General features: G+C 70.8%; 20 protein-coding genes, 1 tRNA gene and 2 pseudogenes. 15 read left to right on the forward strand and 8 right to left on the reverse strand.

The features are described 5' to 3' along the window. Positions 1 to 69: 69 nt before the first annotated feature. Together sp36 and AC3ENQ_RS07510 are read left to right on the forward strand one after the other, a co-directional pair. Positions 70 to 288 carry a Sp36 family protein gene (sp36, locus tag AC3ENQ_RS07505; protein ID WP_431803210.1) on the forward strand — a complete coding sequence of 73 codons (219 nt, stop codon included), beginning with the start codon at positions 70 to 72 and terminating at the stop codon, positions 286 to 288. After that, the gene (locus AC3ENQ_RS07510; protein WP_431803212.1) at positions 285 to 752 is read left to right on the forward strand and encodes a RidA family protein; all 468 of its coding nucleotides are present in this window, start codon (positions 285 to 287) and stop codon (positions 750 to 752) included. Before sp36 ends, AC3ENQ_RS07510 begins: the two co-directional genes overlap by 4 nt. A 44-nt stretch (positions 753 to 796) precedes the next feature. Here the strand turns inward: AC3ENQ_RS07510 and AC3ENQ_RS07515 are convergent, their stop codons facing one another. Beyond that, positions 797 to 2,641 carry a hypothetical protein gene (locus AC3ENQ_RS07515; RefSeq protein ID WP_431803214.1) on the reverse strand — a complete coding sequence of 615 codons (1,845 nt, stop codon included), beginning with the start codon at positions 2,639 to 2,641 and terminating at the stop codon, positions 797 to 799. A 140-nt stretch (positions 2,642 to 2,781) separates the two neighbouring features. On the opposite strand from AC3ENQ_RS07515, the gene AC3ENQ_RS07520 reads away from it, so the two are divergent. After that, positions 2,782 to 3,372: a TetR family transcriptional regulator gene (locus AC3ENQ_RS07520; protein ID WP_431803216.1), complete on the forward strand. Its 591-nt coding sequence runs from the start codon at positions 2,782 to 2,784 to the stop codon at positions 3,370 to 3,372. Between the two features lie 46 nt (positions 3,373 to 3,418). Here the strand turns inward: AC3ENQ_RS07520 and acs are convergent, their stop codons facing one another. Continuing rightward, complete coding sequence (acs, locus tag AC3ENQ_RS07525; RefSeq protein WP_431803218.1) at positions 3,419 to 5,383, reverse strand: acetate--CoA ligase; 1,965 nt, start codon at positions 5,381 to 5,383, stop codon at positions 3,419 to 3,421. 427 nt (positions 5,384 to 5,810) lie between these two features. On the opposite strand from acs, the gene AC3ENQ_RS07530 reads away from it, so the two are divergent. From AC3ENQ_RS07530 to AC3ENQ_RS07550, 5 genes are all read left to right on the forward strand, one after another. Next, the gene (locus tag AC3ENQ_RS07530) at positions 5,811 to 6,917 is read left to right on the forward strand and encodes a TadA family conjugal transfer-associated ATPase (RefSeq protein ID WP_431803220.1); all 1,107 of its coding nucleotides are present in this window, start codon (positions 5,811 to 5,813) and stop codon (positions 6,915 to 6,917) included. Beyond that, the gene (locus AC3ENQ_RS07535; protein WP_431803222.1) at positions 6,914 to 7,855 is read left to right on the forward strand and encodes a type II secretion system F family protein; all 942 of its coding nucleotides are present in this window, start codon (positions 6,914 to 6,916) and stop codon (positions 7,853 to 7,855) included. The genes AC3ENQ_RS07530 and AC3ENQ_RS07535 overlap by 4 nt, the downstream gene beginning before the upstream one ends. Before the next feature lie 98 nt (positions 7,856 to 7,953). Continuing rightward, a complete protein-coding gene (locus AC3ENQ_RS07540) occupies positions 7,954 to 8,190 on the forward strand; it encodes a DUF4244 domain-containing protein (protein ID WP_431803345.1) in 237 nt (78 codons plus the stop codon). Then, positions 8,187 to 8,525, forward strand: coding sequence for a TadE family type IV pilus minor pilin (locus tag AC3ENQ_RS07545; protein WP_431803224.1), 339 nt, complete (start codon positions 8,187 to 8,189; stop codon positions 8,523 to 8,525). The genes AC3ENQ_RS07540 and AC3ENQ_RS07545 overlap by 4 nt, the downstream gene beginning before the upstream one ends. Continuing rightward, positions 8,525 to 8,848 (forward strand): Rv3654c family TadE-like protein, encoded by a 324-nt coding sequence (locus tag AC3ENQ_RS07550; RefSeq protein ID WP_431803226.1) that lies wholly within the window; start codon positions 8,525 to 8,527, stop codon positions 8,846 to 8,848. Before AC3ENQ_RS07545 ends, AC3ENQ_RS07550 begins: the two co-directional genes overlap by 1 nt. 88 nt (positions 8,849 to 8,936) lie before the next feature. Here the strand turns inward: AC3ENQ_RS07550 and AC3ENQ_RS07555 are convergent, their stop codons facing one another. Then, complete coding sequence (locus tag AC3ENQ_RS07555; RefSeq protein ID WP_431803228.1) at positions 8,937 to 9,695, reverse strand: alpha/beta hydrolase; 759 nt, start codon at positions 9,693 to 9,695, stop codon at positions 8,937 to 8,939. A 74-nt stretch (positions 9,696 to 9,769) separates the two neighbouring features. On the opposite strand from AC3ENQ_RS07555, the gene topA reads away from it, so the two are divergent. From topA to AC3ENQ_RS07575, 4 genes are all read left to right on the forward strand, one after another. Continuing rightward, positions 9,770 to 12,508 (forward strand): type I DNA topoisomerase, encoded by a 2,739-nt coding sequence (gene topA, locus AC3ENQ_RS07560; RefSeq protein WP_431803230.1) that lies wholly within the window; start codon positions 9,770 to 9,772, stop codon positions 12,506 to 12,508. Further along, positions 12,508 to 13,140, forward strand: a complete 633-nt coding sequence (gene tmk, locus AC3ENQ_RS07565; protein WP_431803232.1) for a dTMP kinase — start codon at positions 12,508 to 12,510, stop codon at positions 13,138 to 13,140. The genes topA and tmk overlap by 1 nt, the downstream gene beginning before the upstream one ends. Before the next feature lie 51 nt (positions 13,141 to 13,191). Then, positions 13,192 to 14,346: a DNA polymerase III subunit delta' gene (locus tag AC3ENQ_RS07570; protein WP_431803234.1), complete on the forward strand. Its 1,155-nt coding sequence runs from the start codon at positions 13,192 to 13,194 to the stop codon at positions 14,344 to 14,346. Between the two features lie 68 nt (positions 14,347 to 14,414). Further along, positions 14,415 to 15,920, forward strand: coding sequence for an alpha/beta hydrolase (locus AC3ENQ_RS07575; RefSeq protein WP_431803347.1), 1,506 nt, complete (start codon positions 14,415 to 14,417; stop codon positions 15,918 to 15,920). 39 nt (positions 15,921 to 15,959) lie between these two features. Here AC3ENQ_RS07575 and AC3ENQ_RS07580 read toward each other — a convergent pair whose 3' ends face one another. From AC3ENQ_RS07580 to AC3ENQ_RS07590, 3 genes and pseudogenes are all read right to left on the reverse strand, one after another. Further along, the gene (locus AC3ENQ_RS07580; RefSeq protein ID WP_431803236.1) at positions 15,960 to 16,619 is read right to left on the reverse strand and encodes a methionine ABC transporter permease; all 660 of its coding nucleotides are present in this window, start codon (positions 16,617 to 16,619) and stop codon (positions 15,960 to 15,962) included. Continuing rightward, positions 16,612 to 17,650: pseudogene (locus AC3ENQ_RS07585) on the reverse strand (methionine ABC transporter ATP-binding protein). Before AC3ENQ_RS07585 ends, AC3ENQ_RS07580 begins: the two are co-directional and overlap by 8 nt. A 112-nt stretch (positions 17,651 to 17,762) precedes the next feature. Next, positions 17,763 to 18,667 (reverse strand): annotated as a pseudogene (locus tag AC3ENQ_RS07590) (MetQ/NlpA family ABC transporter substrate-binding protein). Between the two features lie 278 nt (positions 18,668 to 18,945). Here AC3ENQ_RS07590 and AC3ENQ_RS07595 point away from each other — a divergent pair. Further along, positions 18,946 to 19,021: transfer RNA gene (locus AC3ENQ_RS07595), tRNA-Thr, on the forward strand. A 70-nt stretch (positions 19,022 to 19,091) separates the two neighbouring features. Here AC3ENQ_RS07595 and AC3ENQ_RS07600 read toward each other — a convergent pair. Then, a complete protein-coding gene (locus tag AC3ENQ_RS07600; protein WP_431803238.1) occupies positions 19,092 to 20,210 on the reverse strand; it encodes an alcohol dehydrogenase catalytic domain-containing protein in 1,119 nt (372 codons plus the stop codon). A gap of 245 nt (positions 20,211 to 20,455) precedes the next feature. Here AC3ENQ_RS07600 and AC3ENQ_RS07605 point away from each other — a divergent pair, with 245 nt between their 5' ends. After that, positions 20,456 to 20,863, forward strand: coding sequence for a hypothetical protein (locus tag AC3ENQ_RS07605; RefSeq protein WP_431803240.1), 408 nt, complete (start codon positions 20,456 to 20,458; stop codon positions 20,861 to 20,863). Positions 20,864 to 20,882: 19 nt separating this feature from the next. On the opposite strand, the gene AC3ENQ_RS07610 is transcribed toward AC3ENQ_RS07605, so the two are convergent. Next, a complete protein-coding gene (locus tag AC3ENQ_RS07610) occupies positions 20,883 to 21,791 on the reverse strand; it encodes an EamA/RhaT family transporter (RefSeq protein WP_431803242.1) in 909 nt (302 codons plus the stop codon). 75 nt (positions 21,792 to 21,866) lie between these two features. Between AC3ENQ_RS07610 and AC3ENQ_RS07615 the strand changes: the two genes are divergently transcribed. Next, positions 21,867 to 24,215, forward strand: coding sequence for an MMPL family transporter (locus AC3ENQ_RS07615; protein ID WP_431803244.1), 2,349 nt, complete (start codon positions 21,867 to 21,869; stop codon positions 24,213 to 24,215). Positions 24,216 to 24,248: the final 33 nt, after the last annotated feature.

Raw genomic sequence — 24,248 nt, forward strand, 5'->3', positions numbered from 1 at the left:
AGAACCCTGGGGGAACCCTCGGTGCACCGGGGCGCGCCCCCCACGCCGAGACCATACCGGGAGTTCCGTATGACCACGTGGGAATACCTCACCACGCCGCTGCTAATCCACAACACCGCCGCGATCCTCAACAACTGGGGTAAGCAGGGTTGGGAGCTCGTGCAGGTGGTGACCGGCCCCGAGGGCGGCCTCGTCGCCTACTTCAAGCGGCCCGTCGGCGGCGGCTCGGCCAACGCCGGCCTGGATGCCGCAGCGCAGGCATCCCGCCAGTTCGAGGGCCAGGCATGAGCGTCTCGGCGCGGCTCGCAGAGCTCGGCATCGAGCTGCCCCCGGTCGTTCCGCCGGTGGCGGCGTACGTTCCCGCCGTGGTCCACGGCGACCTCGTCTACACGTCGGGGCAGCTCCCGATGATCGCGGGGGCGCTCCCGGCGACCGGCAAGGTGGGCGAAGGGCATGCGCTGGTCCCGGCATCCGACGCGAAGGACTATGCCCGGCAGTGCGCGCTCAACGCGATCGCCGCCGCGGCGGATGCCGTCGGCGGCGTCGACCGGCTCGTGAGAGTCGTCAAGGTGACCGGCTTCGTGGCCTCGGTGCCGGAGTTCACCGGTCAGCCCGGTGTCGTCAACGGCGCGAGCGAGGTCCTCGGCGAGATCTTCGGCGAGCAGGGCCGGCACGCCCGCTCGGCGGTCGGGGTGCCGGTCCTGCCGCTCGACTCTCCCGTCGAGGTCGAGGTCGTCTTCGCCTGGGAGTGAGCCCTCCCTCACCTGCACCGACGGCCTCGATGCATGCCGCAGGATCAGACGCTCACGTTGCGCCGCGCCCGGAGCGACGAGCCGATCAGCGCGCCCGCTCCCAGCACGATCAGCGCTGCCCCGACCCAGAGCGCCGCACTCAGCTCACCTCCGGTCGCGGCTAGTTCACCGCGCCTCACGGTCACCTCGGCGATGACCGTGAGGCCGATGTCGTCGAACGTAAGGATGAGGTGGTGCGCGCCGTCCGCGACGCCCGCGAGGTCGAAGGCGCCGGTGACGGCTCCACGGTCCCATTGCACAGTGCCGATCGAGACGGGAGTCGATCGCATGTTGCCGATGATCGATGACCGCGAGTCCTGCATCTTCTTGAAGAGGGAGGACATGCCATCGAATGCTTCACGGCGTTCGTCGGTCAGGCCGGCCAGTCGCAGCATGTCCATCTGTTGAGCGTTGGTGATGCTGTCGAGTTCGGCGCGCAGCGATGCGAGGAGCTCGACAGCGGCCGTTCTCGCCTCGGTGGAGTTCGACGTCGCCGAAAGGAAAGCATGCGACTGCTCGGCCGTGCCTGCGGCCGCGATCGCGGCCGCCAGCGACGCGTCGGTCGGCGCGGCGACGTATGCGTTCAGCGGCGTGACGGCCGCGTTGAGTGTGGCCACGCGGGCGTTACGCTTCTGCACATCCGCGATCTGTGAGGAGATCTGCTGGTCGAGCAGCTGTGCGCGCTGGTCCTGCACGGCGAGCAGAGCCCCTTCGAGATCGAACGCGGTGAGCGAGATCTGGTTCACGGTCACCCCCGGCAGGTGGGAGATCACCGGTGACAGCAGCTGGGATGTGGCGGCCGCCGTCTCCCGAGCCGGGGTCTGCGCGAGGCCGAGAGCCTGTCCCGAGCCGTTGAGGAGAGGTAACGTGCTGTTCGGTGTGCTCGCCGCGGTCTTCAGTAGAGCGGCAAGCTCGGACTCCGATATACCGCTGAAGACGTTGGTGAGATCGGTGTTGTCGGGGCGCTGAAAGATCGCGATGCGGGGCTGCTGAACTGGGTCGATGGACGGCTGAGTCGGTGTCGGTGCAGGTGTATCCGTTGGTGTGGGTGTCGGGGCGCTCGTGGGTGTCGGTGTCGGTGTCGGTGCGGGTGTGTCCGTCGGCGTGGGCGTCGGCGTCGCACTGTCTGAGATGAGTGCGAAGGAGCGGGTCAAATCGATGAGGCTGGGACTCACCTCGCCCCGAGGGAGCGAGAAAGCAGGGTTGGCCGACGGCTGCGCATCCGCGAGCGTGAATCCCGTGGGCGGGTCAAGGCGGATGCTGTAGTCGTCGGTGGACGTCGTCGGCAACGAGCCTGATCGGAAAGTACCGTCTGCGGCGACGGCGACGCGCTGCACAGCCGTCCCACCGCTGAGAATGGTGACGCTCGAGCCCGACAGGTCGGCGAGCGGGCGGCTATCCGACGTCGCGGTGACAGCCCCGTCGATCGCGCCGAATGAGCCCTCGAGCGCGATGGTGACGGAGTTCCCGAGCGCGGGGTTGAACTCGCTCCTCGCCGCGGAGTCGAGGAGATCGCCGACAGCTCCGGGCCAGGATGCCTCGGCGATGAAGCTGGTGTCCGTCGCGGGTACGCGGACGGACACGGTCCCGTCTGCCGAGGTGGTGCCGGTGGCAATGACCTGATCGAGGCCGTCGGCGGAGAGCACCGTCACGGCAGCACCGCCGAGCGGTGCGGATGCGGTCCCGTGGGAGAGGGTCGTCGTGATGAGCACGTCGTCTGCTTCTGTTTCTGCCGCGCTGGCGATCGCCGGCAGACCCATCAGGATCAGGCCGGTGACGGCGGACAGCACGCCCACAGCGCCGAGGGGTGAGATCAGATCCCGACGTCGTGATGTGGCGGTGGGGGGCATGGGGGTCCTTCCTGACGATTCATTCCTGACTCTTGAGTATGGACTTAGTCCAAACTTGTATGCAAGCCAAGAAGGTTGACCTACAATTGCCTCGAGGGCGAGGAGGGACGGCGATGACGGAAGGACTCCGAGAGAAGAAGATGCGCATCGCGCGTCGCACCATGGAGGATGCCGCGGTCGGAATCGCCTACGACGAAGGCGTTGGCGCCGTGACGGTCGACCGCGTCTGCGAGGTGGCGATGGTCTCGCGCAGCACGTTCTTCAACTACTTCCCCTCTCTCGACCATGCGATCTTCGGATCCCCTCTGGTCTACGACCCGGCGCTCACCGAACGCATTCTGCGGGCGAACGGAGACGACCTCGTGATCGCCGCCTCGCGGATCGTGATGGAGTCCGTCCGTGGGCAGGGCGACGATGAGCTCCTACGCAAGCGGTTCGCGCTCTTCGCCCGGGAGCCGGGCACGACGACGACGGTATCGTGGTCGGCCGGGACAAGCCGCACCGGACTGGTGGACGTGATCGAGGCCTGGCTCGATGCACATCCGGCATCGGCTCGCCTCGTGGACGCCGATCACGCCACCGAAGCGCGGATGATCGTGAATTTCTCCATCACCCTCGGCGACGAGGTCATGCGGCTGGTGGGTGAAGACGGCGGGGACTTTCCGTTCGAGCCCGCGGTGTTTCGCACGGTGCGTGAGCGGATGCTGGCGCTGAGTGCACCCGCACGCTGAGTGCCCCGCACCGCGATCAGCGGCGCGGGGCACTCAGCGACCGCCGCTACTTGACCTGCGCTGAGATCACGCTCATGACCGCGGTGTCGGCGAGGGTCGTCGTGTCGCCGACCTCGCGGCCCTCGGCGACGTCGCGCAGCAGGCGCCGCATGATCTTGCCCGAGCGCGTCTTCGGCAGCTCACCCACGATGTACACGTCGCGCGGGCGGGCGATCGGGCCGATCTGCTCGCCGACCCAGCGGCGCAGCCCGTCGGCAAGGCCCTCGGGGGAGTGGGCGTCGAGGTAGCTCTGCTTGATGATGACGAATGCGACGACCGCCTGACCGGTCGTCTCGTCCGAGGCTCCGACCACGGCTGCCTCGGCGGTCGCCTCGTGCCCGACGAGGGCGGACTCGATCTCGGTCGTCGAGAGGCGGTGCCCGGAGACGTTCATGACATCGTCCACGCGCCCGAGGAACCACACGTCGCCGTCGTCGTCGAGGCGCGCGCCGTCGCCGGCGAAGTAGTAGCCCTTGTCGCGGAACTTCTCCCAGTAGGTCTCGACGAACCGCTCCGGGTCGCCCCAGATGCCGCGGAGCATCGAGGGCCACGGCTTCGTGATGACGAGCAGTCCTCCGTTGCCGTTGCCGACGTGGTTCCCCTCCTCGTCGACGACGTCGACCGAGATGCCGGGGATCGGCACCTGAGCGCTGCCGGGCTTGGTCTCGGTGACGCCGGGGAGAGCGGAGATCATGATCGACCCGGTCTCGGTCTGCCACCACGTGTCGACGATGGGGGCGACGCCCGCGCCGATGATCTCGCGGTACCACATCCACGCCTCGGGGTTGATGGGTTCGCCCACCGAACCGAGCAGGCGGATCGAGGAGAGATCGAACTGCTGGGGGATCTGGCGCCCGAGCTTCATGAACGAGCGGATCGCCGTCGGCGCGGTGTACAGGATCGTCACGCCGTACTTCTCCACGATCTCCCACCACCGTCCGGGGTGCGGCGTCTCCGGCGTGCCCTCGTAGAGCACCTGGGTCGCGCCGTTGGCCAGCGGGCCGTACGTCACGTACGAGTGGCCCGTGATCCACCCGATGTCGGCCGTGCACCAGAAGACGTCTGTCTCGGGGTGGAGGTCGTGGACCACCTTGTTGGTGAAGGTCGCCTGCGTCAGGTATCCGCCGGAGGTGTGCAGGATCCCCTTGGGCTTACCCGTGGTCCCCGAGGTGTAGAGGATGAAGAGAGGGTTTTCGGCGGGGAAGCGCTGGGCCTCGTGCTCGGCGGATGCTGCGGGCACCGCGTCGTGCCACCAGAGGTCGCGACCTTCCGTCCACGACACCTCGTTGCCGGTGCGCTTCACGACGAGCACGTGCTCGACGGTCGCCTGGGGCCCGGCGCCCCGGTCGGCGAGCGCCTGGTCGACGGCGGGCTTGAGCGGCGAGACGCGGCCCTTGCGGTAGCCGCCGTCGGCGGTGATGACGAGCTTCGCGCCGGCGTCATCGATGCGGGTGCGCAGGCTGTCGGCCGAGAAGCCGCCGAAGATGACGGAGTGCACGGCGCCCAGGCGCGCGACGGCGAGCATCGCGGCGATGGCCTCGGGGATCATCGGCATGTAGATCGCGACGCGGTCGCCGGCCTCGACGCCGAGATCGGTCAGGACATTCGCGAGGCGCTTGACCTCGTCGGTGAGCTCCGCGTACGTGATCGCGCGCGCGTCGCCCGGCTCGCCCTCCCAGAGCAGCGCCGTACGGTCGCCGTTGCCTGCCTCGACATGACGGTCGAGGCAGTTGTAGGCGACGTTGAGCTCTCCGTCGGCGAACCACTGCGCGAACGGCGGGTTCGACCAGTCGAGTACCTGTGTGAAGGGCGTGTGCCAGTGCAGGTCGCGGGCCTTGTCGGCCCAGAAGGCCTCACGATCGGCATCCGCCTCTTCGTACAGCGCGGCGGTCGCGACGGCGTGGGCGGTGAAGTCCTCCGACGGGGCGAAGCGACGGTCCTCCGTGAAGAGGTGGTCGATCTGGCTGCTCATGATGCGCGCTCCTTTGCGGCGGTCCTCCACGGGGGAGGGGTGGGGCGGGTCGGACCGATCTCCCGCGGAGCCGGGCTCTCGGAGGATCCAGGCCATTGACCCACAGCGTCCGAAATCCGCACTACCGCCGATAGTAGGGGGTGGGTCCGACACGCCCGGGACCGATATATCGGACCGATGCGCGGGTTTTGTCCACCGCCCTCACAATCGCCCCCTATGATCGATCCCGGCCGAACTCTTGATTCTGGCGTCGCGATGCACCGCACCCCCCGGCGGGTATCGCGTGAGGCGGCATCCCATTCCCCCCAATGGGATGCCGCCCTTCTCTTTTTCATCGTCCTCTCCACAGGCCGCCGATTTCGGAATCTGTCCACCGATTGTGCATCGCGCTCGCCGCCGGCGCCGGCGGACGCCTACCGTCGTGGCCATGTCCGAGCCGTTCATCGTCCGTCGTCGCAGTCCCGAGGCCGTCCGCCGACCGGTCACGACCGCGGAGACTGCGCCTGCGCGCGAACGAGCGGATGCCGCGTCGCGCGCGCCCTCGGCCGCGTTCACCCCGACGGCCCCGACGCGGACGCTCCCCACCGCGCGGGAGCGCCGAGAGCTCCCCGATCACCCCGCCCTCGATCCGCTCCGGGAGGTGCTCGCCGATCCGGCGGTCACCGACGTCTTCGTCAACGGCACCGACGGCCTCTTCGTCGACCGCGGCGCGGGCGTCGAGCAGGTCACCGGGTGGCAGGCGGGGGCCGACGAACTGCGGCGCCTCGCCGTCGCGCTCATCGGCATCGGCGGGCGGCACCTCGACGACGGCGCGCCCCTCGTCGACGTCCGCTGGGAGCACGGCGCGCGCGTGCACGCCGTGCTCCCGCCGGTCGCGTGCTCGGGCGCCGCGATCTCGATCCGCCTCCCCTCGACCGACCTGCCCGATCTCGATGACCTGGGGCGGCGCGGGATGTTCGATCCCGTCACGGCCGCCCGACTCGAAGCCCTCGTCGCCGCTCGCACCAACCTTCTCGTCACCGGCGCGACCGGGGCGGGCAAGACGACGCTGCTCGCCGCCCTCCTCGGCCGAGTTCCGCCCTCGGAGCGGATCGTGACGATCGAGGACGTCGCGGAGCTCCGACTCGCCCACCCCCACCATGTGCGACTCGAGGCCCGGCAGCCGAACCTCGAGGGTGCCGGGGCGGTGCCGCTGGCCCGTCTCGTGCGTGAGGCGCTGCGGATGCGGCCCGACCGGCTCGTCGTCGGTGAATGCCGCGGCGAGGAGGTGCGCGAACTGCTGACGGCGCTCAACACGGGCCACGCGGGCGGCGCGGGCACCGTGCACGCCGGGAGCATCCGCGACCTGCCGGCGCGATTGGAGGCGCTCGGAGCGCTCGCGGGTCTGAACGATCAGGCGATCGCGCGGCAGGTCGTGAGCGCGATCGGCGCCGTCGTCCACGTCGAGCGCGCGGCCGACGGCATCCGCCGCATCGCCGGGCTCGCGCGCCCGACGCTCGCCGAGGGGCGGCTCGCGATGGAGGCGCTCACATGACCACCGTGCGCATGGTCCCCGGACGCGCCGCCGCCGCAGGGAAGGCCGGCGCGCAGGACGTGTCTGCGGTAGCCGCGGTGGTACAGCGGCTCGCGGTGCTCCTCGAAGCGGGGATCGCGCCCCCGCGCGCGTGGGCGCTGCTCGCCGAATCGGGCGAGGAGACGGCCGCGGCCATCGTCGCGGCGCCTCCCGGTGCCGACACCGGCGACCTCCTCGCCGCGCGCGGGGGAGCTTGGGCGGAGGTCGCCGTCGCATGGCGCGTCGCGGCGACCGTCGGTGCCCCTCTCGCTCCCAGTCTGCGTCGATTCGCCGACGCCCTGCGCGAGGCGCAGGAGACCCGTGACGACGTCGCCGTCGCGCTGGCCGACCCCGCCGCGACGGCGCGGCTCGTGGGGTGGCTTCCGCTCGTCGCGATCGGCCTCGGATTCGTCCTCGGGTTCGACGTCCTGACGACCCTCACCCAGCCTGCCGGCATCGCGTGCGCGCTCGCCGGCCTCGGCCTCATGTTCGTGGCGCGACGCTGGAGCCGTCGGCTCGTCGCGCGTGCGCAGCCCGCTCCGGGCCTGCCCGGTGTCCAGGGTGACACCGTCGCGATCGCGCTGTCGGGCGGTGTGTCGGTCGACCGCGCGCTCGAGGTCGTCCAGGCCTCCGGAGGTGGGGACACCGAGCCGGAGACCGGCGACGTGCTCGACCTGTCCGAACGCGCCGGCGCGCCCGCCGCCGACCTCCTCCGGGCGACCTCGTCCGACGCGCGACGCCGCGCTCGCACCGAGGGGCGCCTCGGAGCCGCGCGCCTCGGCGCGAGGCTCCTGCTGCCCATGGGGCTGTGCACTCTGCCCGCCTTCCTCCTGCTCGGTGTCGGGCCCATGCTCCTCTCGGTGCTCGCCGGCTCGGGCTCGCTCCTGCCCCTCGCCGGTCCGCCCGGTGCCCTCCCGTGACCGCGCCTCCCATGAGTGCGCGCTGGCCTCGACGTGCCCACCCATCCATCACAGAAACGAAGGAGTCACCCATGACCGTCATCCCCCTCTTCCCCTCCGTGCCCTACCACACAGCGCCGCCGCGCGGCGCGCACGCGTTCCCTCCCCTTCCGCCCCTCACGCGTCGTCGCGCCGCATCGCTCTACGGCGAAGAAACCGGTGCCGCGACGGCCGAGTACGCCGTCGCCACGATGGCGGCCGTCGCGTTCGCGGGGCTGCTGGTGGTCATCATGCGCTCAGATGAGGTGCGCGGCATCCTCACCGATCTCGTCCGGCGTGCGCTGACGGTGGCGTGAGCGTGCGCGGCGACGAGCGCGGGTCGGCGACGGCGGAGTTCGCCGTCGTCGTGCCCGCCGTCGTCCTCCTCATCGCCCTGACGGTCGGCGGCCTCTCCGCCGCCGGCCGTCAGGTGCGGCTCGAGCAGGGCGCCGCACAGGCAGCGCGTCTGGTCGCCCGCGGCGAAGACGCGGGCCGCGCCACGGGGATCGTCGCCGCCGTCGCCGGAGGGGGAGTGGATGCCGTGACCACCGAGGGCGACCTCGTGTGCGTCACTGCGAGCGCCCCCGCCGGCGTCCCCCTGCCGCTTCCTCCGCTGCGTGCGCGGTCGTGCGCGCTCTCGGAGGGCCGCTGATGGCGGGCCTGTCCGCCGCGGTCGGCGCGCTCGCCGTCGCGACGGCCCTCGCGGTCGGCGTGAGCGCCGTCGGTGCCGCCTCGGTCCGCTCGGCACGCGCGGCGGGCGCCGCCGATGCCGCCGCGCTCGCCGCCGCCGATGCGGCGAGCGGGGCGGTCTCGGGGGTGCCGTGCGAGCGGGCCGACCAGGTCGCCCGCGCCGCGGGCGCCGACCTCGCCGCGTGCGAGCTCGACGAACTGATCGTCACCGTCCGCGTGCGTGTCGGCGCCGGGCCGTTCGCCGCCGAGGCGCGGGCGCGCGCGGGGCCGCCGCCGGGGTCCTGACGGCCGGCCGCTCGGACATCGCGTCGCCCGCGTCGCCTCCTACCTCCCCGCCGCCCGTTCTCCCGCCGCCCCCGTCGCGCGCCGGCGCTCACACGGCGAGGAACCGGCGGAGGTGTCCGATCGCTTCGGCGAAACCCGCACGCAGGAACATGTGGCGTGCGCCGGGGATCAGGTGGAGCTCCGCCTGCGCGTAGCGCGAGGCTGCTTCGGCCGAGTAGCGCGAATCGACGATCCGGTCGGCCGTCCCGTGGCACAGGAGCACCGGGCCGACGTACGGCGTCATCTCGCGCCACGGTTCGAGCGATTGGGCGTCGCGGACGTAGCGTCGCCCCAGCCGGACGTACAGCGCGCGGAAGGATGCCGGCGGATCGCTCGGATCGATGCGCACCCCGAGGATCGTTCCCCGGCGCGCATCGTCGGGGATCGACAGGGCGGGGTACAGGAGGAAGAGCTTCGCGACGTCGCCGGGACGCTCGGCCGCGACAAGGGCCGACACCAGGCCGCCTTGCGAGCACCAACCGAGGATGACGTGGTCCGCGTCGACCTCGGGCCGCGCGCGGACGGCATCCAGCACGGCGTTCAGGTCGTCCTTCTCGGTCAGCACCGACATGTCCACCGACGTGCGGCCGCGGCTGCGCCCCGAACCGGAACCGGCGAAGTCGAAGAGCACGACGTGGTATCCGAGGTCCACGATCCGACGGGCGTAGCGCGCGGTGGAGAGCATGTTCAAGCCGAACTCGTGACTGATCACGACGGCCGGGAGCACGTCGCGCTCGCGACCGGACGGCGAATACACGCGCCCGGCGAGCGACACGTCTCCATACGAGATGCGCATGCGGCGTGGCATGCGCTCATCCTGACACTCACAGCCTCCTCATGTGCGGCACGTGTGTATGGTGTGCATCGAAGAAAGGAGCCACTGTGGCTCAGAGCACACGGCCGTCGACCGCGAAAGCGGCGGCATCCAGCGCCTCCAAGGGCAAGAAGCTCGTCATCGTCGAATCGCCGACGAAGATGAAGTCGATCCAGGGATACCTGGGCGACGGCTACGAGGTGCTCAGCTCCGTCGGACACATTCGCGACCTCGCCGACAAGAAGGACATCCCGGCCGAGCTGAAGAAGACCTCCGTCGGCAAGTACTCCATCGACATCGAGAACGACTTCACTCCTCTTTATGCGGAGAGCGACCGGAGCAAGAAGACGGTCGCCGAACTCAAGCGCGCACTCAAGACCGCCGACGAACTCATCCTCGCGACCGATGGCGACCGCGAGGGCGAGGCCATCGCGTGGCACCTGTACGAGACGCTGAAGCCGAAGGTCCCGGTCAAGCGCATGGTGTTCCGCGAGATCACCCGCGACGCGATCCAGGCGGCCGTCGAGCACCCCCGCGAGCTGGACCTCGCGCAGGTGGATGCCCAGGAGACCCGCCGCATCGTCGACCGCCTCTACGGCTGGGACGTTTCGGACGTCACGCGTCGCAAGGTCGGTCAGGGGACGAGCGCCGGCCGCGTGCAGTCGGCCGCGACCCGTCTCGTCGTCGACCGCGAGCGCGAGCGGATGGCCTTCGTCTCCGCGTCGTACTGGGATGTCGAGGCCAGGGCGTCCGCCCCCGCCGCGCCCGCCGACGCCTTCGGTGCCCGCCTCACCCGCATCGACGGCGCCCCGCTCGCCCGCGGCACCGACTTCGACGATGCCGGGCAGCTGAAGAAGGCCGTCGTCGTCCTCAGCGAGGACGAGGCACGGGAACTCGCCGCCGCCCTCGAAGCGGCCGGCGAGATCACGGTCGTCGGCGTGGAGGCGAAGCCCGGCACGCGCAGCCCGAAGCCGCCCTTCACGACCTCCACGATGCAGCAGGAGGCGGGGCGCAAGCTCTCGATGAGCGCCAAGCACGCCATGGGCGTCGCGCAGCGGCTCTACGAGAAGGGCTACATCACCTATATGCGCACCGACTCGACGGCGCTGTCGACGCAGGCCGTCGCCGCCGCGCGGGCTCAGGCCGTCGCGCTGTACGGCGACCGGGCGGTGCCGCCGAACCCGCGCAGCTACCGCAACACCTCGAAGAACGCCCAGGAGGCGCACGAGGCCATCCGGCCCTCAGGTGAGGAGTTCCGCCGTCCGTCATCGGTGGCCGCGCTCCTCGATCGCGACGAGGCGCGGCTCTACGAGCTCATCTGGATGCGTACGATCGCCTCGCAGATGTCCGACGCAAAGTATGAGACGACCACGGTCACCCTCGACGCCGAAGCGGGCGGCAGGACGGCGACGTTCACGGCATCCGGCACCGTCTACACCTTCAAGGGCTTCCTCGAGGCGTACGAGGAGGGCCGCGACGAAAAGCGCAACGACGCCGACAAGGCCGATGACCAGTCGCTGCCGCAGTTGGCGGTGGGTGACGTGCTCGACCTCCGCGACGTCGAGCCGAAGGGTCACGCGACGAGCCCCAAGCCCCGCTACACCGAGGCGAGCCTCGTCAAGGCGCTGGAGGAGAAGGGGATCGGGCGGCCGTCCACGTTCGCGTCGATCATCGACGTCATCCTGAACCGCGAGTACGTCACCAAGCGCGGTCAGGCGCTCGTCCCCAGCTGGCTCGCGTTCAGCATCGTGCGCCTGCTCGAGCAGCACTTCTCGGACCTCGTGGACTACGACTTCACGGCCGCGATGGAGGACGACCTCGATGCCATTGCGCGTGGCGAGCAGCAGCGTGTCGCCTGGCTGAACGAGTTCTACTTCGGCTCCGACGGCCACGTGGGTCTCCGCAACATCATCGACAACCTCGGCGAGATCGACGCGCGCGAGATCAACACGACACCGATCGGCGACGTCGCCGCCCTCCGCTTCGGTCGCTACGGACCGTACCTCGACGTCCCGAACGGCGACGGCACCTCGCGGATCGTGAACGTCCCCTCCGACCTGGCGCCCGACGAACTCACGCCGGAGAAGGCGCGCGAGCTCATCGACGCGCCCGTCGCGGGCGATCGCGTGCTGGGGCAGAATCCCGAGAACGGCCGCGACATCGTCGTGAAGGATGGCCGGTTCGGTCCGTACCTCGAAGAGGTGCTGCCCGCCGAGCCCGAGCCGGAGCCCGTGCCAGAGGCGGCGGATGCCCCGAAGAAGCGCACCGCGAAGAAGAAGGTCGAGGCCCCCAAGCCCCGCCGCGCCTCGCTGTTCAAGAGCATGTCGCCCGAGACGATCGACCTCGAAACCGCGCTCAAGCTCTTCTCGCTGCCGCGTACCGTCGGTGTCGACCCCGAGACCGACACCCCGATCACGGCGCAGAACGGTCCGTACGGCCCGTACCTCAAGAAGGGCACCGACTCGCGCTCGCTCTCGGGCGAGGAGCAGATCTTCGACATCACCCTCGAGCAGGCTCTCGAGATCTACGCGCAGCCGAAGTACGCCAACCGTGCCGCGACCTCGCTCAAGGAGTTCGAGGCCGACCCGGAGAGCGGCAAGCCGATCCGCATCAAGGACGGCCGGTTCGGCGCCTACGTCACCGACGGCACGACCAACGTGACGATCCCGAAGGGCCAGACGCCCGACGACATCACGTTCGAGGTGGCCGTTCAGATGCTCGCCGACAAGCGCGCGAAGGGCCCGGCGCCCAAGCGCACGACCCGGCGTACGTCGACGGCGCGCAAGCCCGCCGCCAAGAAGAAGTGATGGCGGCCGCGGCGCGGCCCGGCGTCTGGATCACCTTCGAAGGCGGCGACGGCGCGGGCAAGACGACGCAGGCGACGCTCCTCGAGGAGTGGGTGCGCGCGCAGGGCCGCGAGACGCTCCGCACGCGCGAGCCGGGCGGCACCGAGGTCGGGGTGCTCGTCCGCGACATCGTCCTGTACCACCGCGGCGAGGTCGCGCCGCGCGCCGAGGCGCTCCTCTACGCCGCCGACCGAGCCCAGCACGTCGCGACCCTCGTCCGCCCGGCACTCGCCCGCGGCGAGGTCGTGATCCAGGATCGCTATCTCGATTCGTCGGTCGCCTATCAGGGGGCGGGGCGTGTGCTGGATGCCGGGGAGATCCGCGACCTGTCGCTCTGGGCGACCGAGGGCGCCCTCCCCGACCTGACGGTGCTGCTCGACCTCGACCCGGCGGCGGCGCGCGAGCGTCTCGACGCCGACGACAAGCCCTTCGACCGCCTCGAGGCCGAAGAGGCCGACTTCCACGCTCGCGTCCGCGAGTCGTTCCTCGGGCTCGCCGCCGCGGAGCCGGAGCGCTTCCTCGTGCTGGACGCGGCCCGGCCCGCCGCCGACCTCGCCGCCGCCGTCCAGGCCCGGCTCGCCGCCCTCCTCTGACCCCCGGCCCCGCGCCCCGGCGTGTCGCACCCACCCCTTAGGCTGGTCGGCATGACCGACGTCGCCCCCTCCCCGCTCCCGTGGAGCGATGTCTGGGGGCAGGACGATGCGCTCACCCAGCTGCAGGCGGCGGCATCCGACCCCGCGCAGCTCGCGCATGCGTGGCTCATCACGGGACCCGCCGGCTCGGGGCGCTCGACGCTCGCGGCGGCGTTCGCGGCGGCGCTCATCGCCGAGCCGGGTGACGAGGCGGCGATGCGCCAGGTGCTCGCGGGCACGCATCCCGACCTCACGACTCTCCGCACCGAGGGCGTCATCATCACGATCAAAGACGCGCGGGCCCTCGTCGAGCGCTCGTACTTCTCGCCGTCGCTCGGCCGCTATCGCGTCATGCTGATGGAAGACGCCGACCGCATGGTCGAGCGCACCTCGAACGTGCTCCTGAAGGCCCTCGAAGAACCTCCGGAGCGGACGGTCTGGATCCTCTGCGCCCCGAGCGAGGCGGACCTGCTGCCGACGATCCGCTCGCGCGTGCGGACGCTCCGCCTGCGCGAACCGGACGTCGCGGACGTCGCGCGCCTCATCGTGGCGCGCACCGGCGTCGATGCCGCCGTCGCCGAGCAGTCGGCCCGCCTCGCGCAGCGTCACATCGGCATGGCGGTGCGCCTCGCGACGGATGCCGACGCCCGCGCCCGCCGGGAGGAGACGCTCCGCGGCGTGCTCGCCGTCCGCGGGGTCGGAACCGCCGTCGAGACCGCCGCCCGCATCGTCCAACTCGCGACCGAAGACGCCAAAGCCCTCACCGCAGAGCGCGATGAGGCCGAGCGCGAGGCGCTCCTGCGGACTCTCGGCGTCGCCCCCGGCGCCGCCGTGCCGCCCGCCGTCCGCGGCCAGCTGAACGCCCTCGAAGACGACCAGAAGCGTCGCGCGACGCGGAGCCTCCGCGACGGCCTCGACCGTGTGCTGACCGACCTCGAGTCGATGTTCCGCGACACGCTCATGATCCAGTTCGGTCAGTCGGGCGACCTCATCAACCGCGAGCTCGCGCCCGACCTCGAAGGACTTGCCGCCGCCTGGACGCCCGAACGCACGCTCACCGTGCTCGACCGGATCTCAGCGACCCGCACGAACCTCGAAGGCAACGCGGCCCCGGCCCTCGCCCTCGAGAGCCTGCTCATCACCGTCGCCAGCGGAAGGACCCCGTGAACACTCTCCGACGCTCCCCCCTCCGACGTGTCGCGGTCGCCGCGGCCGGCCTCGTGCTGGCTGCGACGATGCTCTCCGGATGCCTGTATGCCGCGATCCCGCCGGACGGGTCGCCGACTCCGGCGCCGAGCCGAGAGCCCGACGTCGACGGCGCCCCCGCCGGCTTCGAGGACTTCTACGCGCAGCCGCTCGACTGGTCGGCGTGCGACGGCTCCGACGCCGGCAGCTACGACTGCACGAGCGTCACGGCGCCGCTGGACTGGTCCGATCCCCGCGGCGAGACGATCCAGCTCGCCGTCATCCGTCGAGCCGCCTCCTCCGGCGACGCGATCGGCTCCCTCCTCACCAACCCCGGCGGCCCGGGGGCCAGTGGTTACGATCTCATCGCCGACTCCGCGTCGTTCGCCGTCGGACAGCCGCTCCTCGATGCGTACGACGTCATCGGGTTCGACCCGCGCGGTGTCGGGCGGTCGACAGCGGTGAGCTGTCTCGACGGTACGCAGATGGATGCCTACCTCTACGACATCCCCGCCGACCCGCGCGGGTCGGACGGCTGGCGCGCCGAGCTGACCGAGCGTAACGAGGAGTTCGTCGCCGCGTGCGAAACCAACTCCGACGGCATCCTGGGCGACATCACCACGGACAACGCGGCGCGCGACATGGACCTGCTCCGGGCCGTGCTGGGGGACCGCGAGCTGCACTATCTCGGCTACTCGTATGGCACCTTCCTCGGGGCGACGTACGCGAAGCTCTTCCCCGAGCGTGTCGGGCGTCTCGTGCTCGACGGCGCGATCGACCCGTCGGTGTCTGGGCTCGAGGTCGGCACGACGCAGGCCGTCGGGTTCGAGTCGGCGCTCCGCGCCTACATGGCCGACTGCCTCGACGGGCGCGGGTGCCCCTTCACGGGCTCGGTGGACGACGCGATGGACGACCTTGCGACACTGCTGGCGAGCGTCGACGCGAAGCCGCTGAAGGCATCCGACGGACGGATGCTCGGCGCCGACTCGCTCATGACGGGCATCATCGCCGCGCTCTACTCCGAAGACAGCTGGAGCTACCTCAGCCAGGCGCTCTCCGACGCCCTCACCGGAGACCCGGACGTCGCCTTCCAGCTCGCCGACTTCTACAACGGGCGCATCGGGAAGGGCCTGTACCAGGACAACTCGACCGAGGCCTTCCGTGCATACAACTGCATGGACTACCCGGTGGACACCTCGCAGGCCGACAAGGATGCCTCCGACGCGCTCATCGCGGAGAAGGCCCCGACGATCGCGCCGTACTGGGACGGCGTCGACGTATGCGAATCGTGGCCCTTCCCGCCGACGGGCGTGCGGGAGAAGATCGCCGCCGAGGGCGCTGCGCCGATCGTGGTCGTCGGTACGACGAACGACCCGGCGACGCCGTACGCGTGGTCGGTGTCGCTCGCCGAGCAGCTCTCGTCCGGCGTGCTCGTCACCCGCGAGGGCGAGGGTCACACCGGCTACAACAAGGGCAACCGGTGCGTCGACGACGCGGTCGAGCAGTACCTGCTCGAAGGCACCGTTCCTCAGGACGGTCTCACCTGCGCGCGCTGATCGATGCGTGCGCAGGGCGAGGCTCGCTCCGGTGCTCCGTCAGCGGCGGAGCACCCGGCGGGCCAGTGCGTTCCCGGCGAACTGCACGGCCTGCACGATGACGACGATCACGAGGACGGCCGCCCACGTCACCCACGGGTTGAACTGCTTGAAGCCGTAGTTGATCGCGAACTCTCCCAGTCCTCCGGCGGCGACGGCGCCCGCCATCGCGGTCATGTCGACGAGGGCGACGACGACGAACGTGTAGCCGAGGATGAGGGGACCGAGCGCTTCGCGGGGGATGAGACGGAAGAGGATGCGTGAGCGGCTCGCCCCCGCAGCGCGCGCGGCTTCGATCACGCCCGGCCGCACGGTCAGGAGGTTCTGCTCCACGATGCGGCTGATCGCGAAAAGCGACGCGATGGTGATGGCGAAGATCGCGAACGGCGCTCCGATGCCGGGAAGTCCCAGCCCGCGCGCGAGCGGCTGCACCGCCGCAAGCAGGATGATGAACGGAATCGGACGGAACGTGTTCACGATCACGTTGAGGACCCCGAAGACGGTCCGATTCGGAAAGAGACTCCCCGGGCGCGTCGCATAGAGCGCCATGCCGAGGGCGAGTCCGGCGAACCCGCCCAGGATGAGCCCGGTGGTCGCGACGTACAGCGTCTCGACGGTCGCGTCCCAGAGCTCGGGCAACAGGTCGACGAGCCTATCCATGGGTGACCTCCTCGGTCAGGTCGGCGTAGGCGGAGGCGCCCGCGATCGCGCGCGCCACGGCATCCGCCTCACCGGTCACGGCGAGGGTGAGGTGACCGAACACTCGCCCGCGGATGTCGTTGATGCCGCCGTGCACGACTTCGAACCGCACGCTGTGGGCGGCGAGCTCGGCGAACACGTCAGCCTGGGTGGTCGTGCCTTCACGGACATCGAGGGTGATGAGGCGGCCGGGGTGACGGGCGTGGAGCGTCGCCAGGTCGTCGCCGGAGGGGACGTCTTCGATGATGCTCGAGACGAACCGCGCCGTGGCGGGGTGGGCGGGGGCGGAGAGGATGTCGAACACGGTGCCGCTTTCGATGACCCGTCCGTCCTCCATCACGACGACGCGATCGGCGAGCGTGCGGATGACATCCATCTCGTGGGTGATCACGAGGATCGTCACGCCCAGCTCCGTATTCACGCGGCGCAGCAGCGCGAGCACGTCGGCGGTGGTGTCGGGGTCGAGCGCACTCGTCGCCTCGTCGGCGAGGAGGATGCGGGGGTTCGTCGCGAGCGCGCGGGCGATGCCGACGCGCTGCTTCTGTCCTCCCGAGAGCTGCTCGGGACGATTTCGTGCTTTGTCGGCGAGGCCGACGAACGCGAGCAGCTCGTCGACACGCGCGCGGATCTCGGCGCGGGGACGCCCGGCGACCTCCAGCGGGTACGCCACGTTGCCGGCGACCGTCCGCGAGTCGAACAGGTTGAACTGCTGGAAGATCATCCCGATGTCCCCGCGGAGCGCCCCGGAGGTCGCGCTCGCCCAGGCGCGTGATGTCGACACCGTCGATCTCGACGCTGCCCGATGTGGGGACTTCGAGGGCGTTGACGAGGCGCAGCACGGTCGACTTGCCGGCGCCGGAGTAGCCGATGATGCCGCAGATCTCCCCGGCGGCGATCTCGAGGGTGACGTCGTCGACGGCCGTCACGGGGGCCGAGCTGCGATCTGCGGCGGGAAAGGTCTTGGTCACGCCGTGCAGGCGGATGAGGGTCATGAAGAGTCCTTATGGAGAGCATCGGTGGGTCGGTCCGGACGCGTGGGGACATCCGGGCACGCGTACGCGGCCCGCCCCGCGGGTGACCGGGGACGGGCCGCACGCACCGGTGTCACTGCTGGGAGCGGATGCTCTCTTCGGTCTTCTTCAGCGACGCGACGAGGTCGGCGACCGGAGTCTTCACGAGCACGCCCGTGCCGCCGGATGCCTCGAGCACGCCGTCCTGGACGGCCTTCGTGTCCTGGTAGATCTCGACAAGCTTCAGGTACGTCGGGTTCTCGGCATCCTCGGCCTTCGCGGCGAAGATGTTGATGTAGGGGAACGCCGACTCGTCGGCGGGGTCGTCCTGCGCGAGCAGCTCGTCGCTGGTGAGACCGGATTTGGCGACGAAGTCGTTGTTGACGACGGCGCCGGCGAAGTCGGGGAGGGACGAGGCGGTGAAGTCGGCCGCGACCGCTTCGACCTTCACCTTCGACGAGTCCTCGATGTCGGCGACGGTGGAGAAGATCGACCCCCGTCTTTCAGTTCGATGAGGCCGGCCGATTGCAGGACGAGCAGGGCGCGCGCCTGGTTCGACTCGTCATTGGGCACCGCGATCGTCTCGCCGGCGGGGATGTCGGCGACGTCGTCGTACTTCGTCGAGTAGAGGCCGAGCGGGTAGATCGCGGTGGCACCGATGGGCTGCAGGTCTTCGCCCGCGGCGACGTTGTAGGTTGCGAGGTAGATGATGTGCTGGAACTGATTGAGGTCCAGCTCGCCTGCCGCGAGGGCCGGGTTGGGCTGGTCGTAGGAGTCGAAGTTCACGATCTCGACGTCGATGCCCTCGTCGGCCGCGGCTTCGGTGAAGGTCTCCCAGTACGGGTCGCCGGCGCCGACGACGCCGATCTTGACGGTCTCGGTCGTCGCACCGTCGTCGGAGCTCCCGGCGGTGTCGCCGCCGCCCGACGCGCACGCGCCGAGCAGGAGGGCGAGGGGCAGGGCCGCCGCGACGGCGATGAGGGATTTCTTGCTGGGCATGGTGGTGCGCTCCTTGTGTCGGGCCTCTTGGGTCGGACACTGCGCTCGCATGATCACCGCGGTCGGGTCTCACGCTCGCCTCGTCGCAGTGCCTCTCCGACCGTACGAGCGGCTCACAGTCCGCCGAAATCTGCGCGTAACACGCGGACACCTTGTCGCGAGGGTGGGGCGAGGGGACGCCGCCGCGCGCCGGGCTCCGCGCCGGCGACCGTGACGGTTCGCGGGACCTCTCCCGGTCCTGTAGGATCGATGATCGTGCACGGCGCGTCGCGTCATGCGCCGCCCTAGCTCAGTCGGCAGAGCATTTCACTCGTAATGAAAAGGTCAAGGGTTCGATTCCCTTGGGCGGCTCCACGAAAGAACCACGACGAAACGGCCCCGGATCACCGGGGCCGTTTCGCGTTCGTGCGGTGTCGGTGCGGCGTCAGAAGACGATCACCTGGCGGAGGGCAGAGCCGTCCGCGAGGGCATCCATTGCGGTGTTGATGTCGTCGAGCGCGATGCGGGCGGAGATCAGGCGCTCGACCGGCAGGCGCCCCTCGCGCCAGAGCTGCGCGTAGCCGGGGATGTCGCGGGACGGGACCGCCGAACCGAGGTACGACCCCACGATCGTCCGCGCCTCGGCGGTGACGGTGAGAGGGGAGATCTCGGAGCGTGCCGATGGCGCCGGCAGCCCGACCGTGACGGTGCGCCCGCCGGGGGCGGTCAGCGCGAACGCGGTCTCGAACGCCCGGGGGTGCCCGGCCGCCTCGACGACCAGGGGCACCCGGATGCCTGCTTCGGCCGCCTCGTCGGGGGTGTAGACCTCGTCCGCGCCGAGCGCGCGTGCGATGTCGAGCTTGGAGCGGACGGCATCGATGCCGGTGACACGTCCGTGCCCGAGGGATGCGGCGGTCAGCAGCGCGGCCATGCCGACGCCGCCGAGGCCGACGATCGCGATGTCGTCACCCGGCTTCGCGGCGCCGGCATTGACGACGGCGCCGCCCCCGGTGAGGACCGCGCACCCGAGGATCGCCGCCACCTCCGGCGGCACGTCCGAGCCGACGACGACGGCCGAGCGACGGTCGACGACGGCGTGGGTCGCGAAGCCGGACACGCCGAGATGATGCGAAACGCGTTCGCCGTCCGGCCGGTGCAGGCGCGTACCGCCGGAGAGGAGCAAGCCCGCGTTGTTCGCCGCCGTGCCGGGGGTGCAGGGCATGATGCCGCCGGTGCGGCATCCGTCGCACTCGCCGCAGCGCGGCAGGAACGCCATCACGACGCGGTCGCCGACGGAGAAGCCGTCGGCGGCGGCCCGCTCGCCGACCTGCTCGACGATGCCGGAAGCTTCGTGGCCGAGGAGCATCGGCACCGGCCGCACTCGATTGCCGTCGACCACGGAGAGGTCGGAGTGACAGACGCCGGCCGCCTCGATGCGCACGAGCAGTTCGTCGGCGTGCGGGTCATCGAGTTCGAGCTCCTCGATCCGGAGCGGCGCCGACCCGGCGTACGGCGGTTCGGCGCCGATGCGCGTGAGGACGGCGCCGCGGATGGTCCTCGTCATTGCTTCGCACCCTTCGATGTGGCGTCGGCCGGAAGGCGAGGGCGCGATGAGCTGCCGGCCCTGAGCCTCCATCACGGTACCGTTCTTCCGAGTGCGCCGCGTATGCGAGACTCGCTTGACAACGCTGCTGGGGCTCTCGACGGTGCAGGCGGTGACGCGACGGCTCCGCGGGAACAGGATGAGGATTCACCCATGACTTCCGACGCAGGAATGCGCTCGACCGTCGCCCGCCGCGCGGGGGACGCATGAACGCGTCCGCCCCCGCGAGCGTCGACATCCTGCTCGAGATCTTCACCTGGATCGGCCTCGGCGGCGCGGTCGCGCTGATCGTCGTCCTCGTCGCGCTGTGGGCGGCGGATGGAACCTGGCTCTCCGCGACGGCGTTCGTCGACCGCGAGGGCGATGACACCGTCGTCCGGTGGTACGACGCCGACGGCGACGCAAACCGCGCGGTCGCGACCCCGGCGGAGGCCGAGGCGCTGTCGGGGCGCGACGAGGCGACGATCTGGTACCGGCACGGGTGGAGCGGACGGATGCGGCTCACCCATCGCCCTCCGGGCTTCCGCCGGATCGTCTGGGCGGCAGCGGGGATGGCGGCTCTGGGCATCCTGAGTCTCGTCGCGAGCTGGGTCCTGTACTTCGCGCGGGGCTGACCCTGCTGGCGGCGGATCCTCAGCCGACGGCGAGGAGCACGCCGGCGACGAGCGCGAGCGCGAGTCCCACCCACTGCGCAGGGACGAGTCGTTCGTGCAGCACGAGCGCCGCGAGGATGACCGTGCCGGCCGGATAGAGCGCGGTGAGCGCCGCGACGACCGACAGGCTCTCTCCGGCTCGCAGCGCCGCGAACAGCAGAGCGTTGGCAGATGCAACGGCGAGCCCGCAGGCGACCGTGAGGACGACGGCGGTGCGCAGTGGCCCTGGATCAGGTTCGACGCCCTCGACCGGGGGCCGCAGGGCACCCGATCGCGTCTGGCCGGCGCGAACGGCGAGGGCGACGATGACGAGCGCGACGGAGCCGGTGAGGATGGCGCTGAGTGCCCGCCCTGCCGCGAGGGGCGCAAGCCCTGCAGCCGGTGAGATCTGGTCGAGGAGGATGACGAAGGCTCCGATGCCGAGCCCCGCCCCGACGGCCATCGCGAGAGCCCGGAACGAGGGACGCGGGCGCGCTCGGCCCGGCAGGAACGCGACGAGCACGATCGCGACGACCGCGAGGGCGAGCCCCGCGAGCGCCCCGGCGCCGAGGGGTGCGCCGCCGGTCGCCGCGTCCCACGCGACGGGGGCGAGGGCGGACACGACCGCGGTGATCGGGGAGAGCACGCTCATCGGCCCGAGGGCGAGGCAGCCGTAAAGCAACGAGATGGCGATCGCGGCCGCGACGCCGGAGAGGGCGCCCCACACGAGGTCCGCGGACGTGGGCGTCCCGCCGGCGACGAGCAGGAGCGCGGCGAGAAGCGCCGTGCCGGCGGCGGCCGAGATCGATGTCACGACCACCGCGCGGAGCCGTTGTGCGGCCAGTCCCCCGAGGAAGTCCGCGGAGCCGTAGACGAGCGCGCCGACGAACGCGAGAGCGGCGGGGACCATGGCGTGAGCCTATCCGGCGGGCGGACTCATGACTTCCAGATGCGCATCGCGCAAATTGCTAGCTAAGCTAGCGATATGACCTCTCGCGTTCGCTCGTCGTCCACGCCCTCGCGGTGGCTTCGCATCGGCATCCCGGTGCTCCTCATCCTCATCTGGCTGGTCGGCGGGTCGATCGGCGGGCCGTACTTCGGCAAGGTCGACGAGGTCGCCACGAACGACCAGTCGAGCTTCCTGCCGTCCTCGGCGGAGTCGACGCAGGTGCAGGAGCGGCTGGCCGACTTCACCGGCGGCGACACGATCCCCGCCGTCGTCGTGATTACGGGAGACGGCGCGCTCACGGAGGCACAGCTCGCCGACGTCACCGACCTCGCCGACACGATCGGCGCCGTCGAGGGGGTGGGGGAGATCTCGCCCGCGCTGCCGTCCGACGACGGAGAGGCCGTGCAGCTGTTCGTCCCGATCGAGTCGTCGGGCGACGTCGGGGAGACGGTCGAGGCGGTGCGCGGGAGCATCGCCGAGAACCTGCCGGACGGCCTGGATGCCTGGGTCACGGGCCCCGCCGGCTTCACCGCCGACCTCGTCGCCGGATTCCTCGGCATCGACGGGCTGCTCCTCGCCGTCGCCCTCGGCGCGGTGTTCGTAATCCTGGTGATCGTCTACCGCTCGCCGCTCCTGCCGATCCTCGTGCTCATGACCTCGACGTTCGCGCTCTGCGTCGCGCTCCTCACCGTGTGGTGGCTCGCGAAGGCGGGGGTGTTCGTCCTCAACGGGCAGGTGCAGGGCATCCTCTTCATCCTCGTGATCGGCGCCGCGACCGACTACGCGCTCCTCTACGTCGCACGCTACCGCGAGGCGATCGCGCGCGGGAAGACGAGGTGGGACTCGACGCTGAGCGCCTGGCGCGGCGCGTTCGAGCCGATCGTCGCGGCAGGCGGTACCGTCATCGCCGGGCTCCTGTGCCTGTTGCTGAGCGACCTCGCGACGAACCGGGCGCTCGGCCCCATCGCCTCGATCGGCATCGTCTTCGCCGTGCTCTCGGCCCTCACCTTCCTTCCGGCGCTCCTCGCGATCTTCGGGCGCGCGGCCTTCTGGCCGTTCATTCCGGAAGCCGCGGACTTCCGCGACACGGGGGATGCCGCAGAGGCGCTGGTCGAGAACCCGGATGCCCCGGTGAAGGGTTTCTGGGCGCGTCAGGCGCGCCTCATCGCCCGGCACGCGCGCCCGGTGTGGATCATCACGACGGTCGTGCTGCTCGCGGCATCCGCGGGTGTTCTGCAACTGAAGGCCGACGGCGTGCCGCAGAGCGACCTCGTGCTCGGCGCGTCGGAGGCGCGCGACGGGCAGGACGTCCTCGCCGATCACTTCCCGGCGGGCTCCGGAAGCCCCGCCTACGTCATCGTGCCCGAGGACCGGGTCGCGGATGCCGTGGGCGTGCTCGACGAGGCCGACGGTATCGACAGCGTCGCGGCGGTCTCGCAGGATGCGCTCTCGGGCCAGCTGGAGGTGACCGTCGAGGACGGGGCCCCGGTCTACACGCAGGCCGGCCCTCCCGGAACCCCGGCGGCCGAGCCCACGGTCTCTGACGGCGACGTGCTGCTCGTGGCGACCCTGAGCGACGAGGCCGACTCGCTTGCCGCCGAGGACACGATCCGCGACCTCCGCACGAGGTTCTCCGACGAGCTCGGTGAGGGCACGGCGCTCGTGGGCGGGCCGACCGCGATCGACGTCGACACCAACGACACCTCGATCCGCGATCGGACCGTGATCATCCCGGTGATCCTGGCCGTGATCCTCGTGATCCTCATGCTGCTGCTGCGCTCGATCCTCGCGCCGGTGCTGCTGACCGCGAGCGTCATCCTCTCGTTCGGGGCGGCGCTGGGAGTCAGCGCCCTGGTCTTCGACCACGTTCTCGATTTCCCGGGCGCAGACCCCGCGGTGCCGCTTTACGGATTCGTCTTCCTCGTCGCGCTCGGCGTCGACTACAACATCTTCCTGATGTCGCGCGTGCGGGAGGAGTCGCTGCGTCACGGCACGCGCCCCGGCATCCTGCGCGGACTCGTCGCCACCGGCGGCGTCATCACGTCGGCGGGGCTCGTCCTCGCCGCGACGTTCGCGGCGCTCGGGGTCATCCCGATCCTGTTCCTCGCGCAGCTGGCGTTCATCGTCGCCTTCGGGGTGCTGCTCGACACGTTCGTCGTGCGTTCTCTGCTCGTGCCGGCGCTGTCGTACGACATCGGGCGTGCGATCTGGTGGCCGTCGCGCCTGTCGAAGCCGGGGATCCCGACGGTGGAGGCGCACGCCGCGCTGCACGCGCCTGTGCACGCCTCTTCGACGCCGGACGTTCAGAACTCCGGAGATGCGGCTCCCGAGAAGGCGACACGCCGGTCCCTGCGCCGCGCACGCACCGGATCTCCGGAGGTGTGAACACCGCGCGCCGCGCACGGGAGCCGATAGCCT

The sequence above is a fragment of the Microbacterium sp. bgisy203 genome, assembly GCF_057706945.1.

Excerpts from the sequence above, each read along its gene's own strand:
- sp36 (WP_431803210.1), top strand. The coding sequence starts at position 70 with ATGACCACGTGGGAATACCTCACCACGCCGCTGCTAATCCACAACACC.
- AC3ENQ_RS07510 (WP_431803212.1), top strand. The coding sequence starts at position 285 with ATGAGCGTCTCGGCGCGGCTCGCAGAGCTCGGCATCGAGCTGCCCCCG.
- AC3ENQ_RS07515 (WP_431803214.1), bottom strand. The coding sequence starts at position 2,641 with ATGCCCCCCACCGCCACATCACGACGTCGGGATCTGATCTCACCCCTC.
- AC3ENQ_RS07520 (WP_431803216.1), top strand. The coding sequence starts at position 2,782 with ATGCGCATCGCGCGTCGCACCATGGAGGATGCCGCGGTCGGAATCGCC.
- acs (WP_431803218.1), bottom strand. The coding sequence starts at position 5,383 with ATGAGCAGCCAGATCGACCACCTCTTCACGGAGGACCGTCGCTTCGCC.
- AC3ENQ_RS07530 (WP_431803220.1), top strand. The coding sequence starts at position 5,811 with ATGTCCGAGCCGTTCATCGTCCGTCGTCGCAGTCCCGAGGCCGTCCGC.
- AC3ENQ_RS07535 (WP_431803222.1), top strand. The coding sequence starts at position 6,914 with ATGACCACCGTGCGCATGGTCCCCGGACGCGCCGCCGCCGCAGGGAAG.
- AC3ENQ_RS07550 (WP_431803226.1), top strand. The coding sequence starts at position 8,525 with ATGGCGGGCCTGTCCGCCGCGGTCGGCGCGCTCGCCGTCGCGACGGCC.
- AC3ENQ_RS07555 (WP_431803228.1), bottom strand. The coding sequence starts at position 9,695 with ATGCCACGCCGCATGCGCATCTCGTATGGAGACGTGTCGCTCGCCGGG.
- tmk (WP_431803232.1), top strand. The coding sequence starts at position 12,508 with ATGGCGGCCGCGGCGCGGCCCGGCGTCTGGATCACCTTCGAAGGCGGC.
- AC3ENQ_RS07570 (WP_431803234.1), top strand. The coding sequence starts at position 13,192 with ATGACCGACGTCGCCCCCTCCCCGCTCCCGTGGAGCGATGTCTGGGGG.
- AC3ENQ_RS07575 (WP_431803347.1), top strand. The coding sequence starts at position 14,415 with ATGCTCTCCGGATGCCTGTATGCCGCGATCCCGCCGGACGGGTCGCCG.
- AC3ENQ_RS07580 (WP_431803236.1), bottom strand. The coding sequence starts at position 16,619 with ATGGATAGGCTCGTCGACCTGTTGCCCGAGCTCTGGGACGCGACCGTC.
- AC3ENQ_RS07600 (WP_431803238.1), bottom strand. The coding sequence starts at position 20,210 with ATGACGAGGACCATCCGCGGCGCCGTCCTCACGCGCATCGGCGCCGAA.
- AC3ENQ_RS07605 (WP_431803240.1), top strand. The coding sequence starts at position 20,456 with ATGAACGCGTCCGCCCCCGCGAGCGTCGACATCCTGCTCGAGATCTTC.
- AC3ENQ_RS07610 (WP_431803242.1), bottom strand. The coding sequence starts at position 21,791 with ATGGTCCCCGCCGCTCTCGCGTTCGTCGGCGCGCTCGTCTACGGCTCC.
- AC3ENQ_RS07615 (WP_431803244.1), top strand. The coding sequence starts at position 21,867 with ATGACCTCTCGCGTTCGCTCGTCGTCCACGCCCTCGCGGTGGCTTCGC.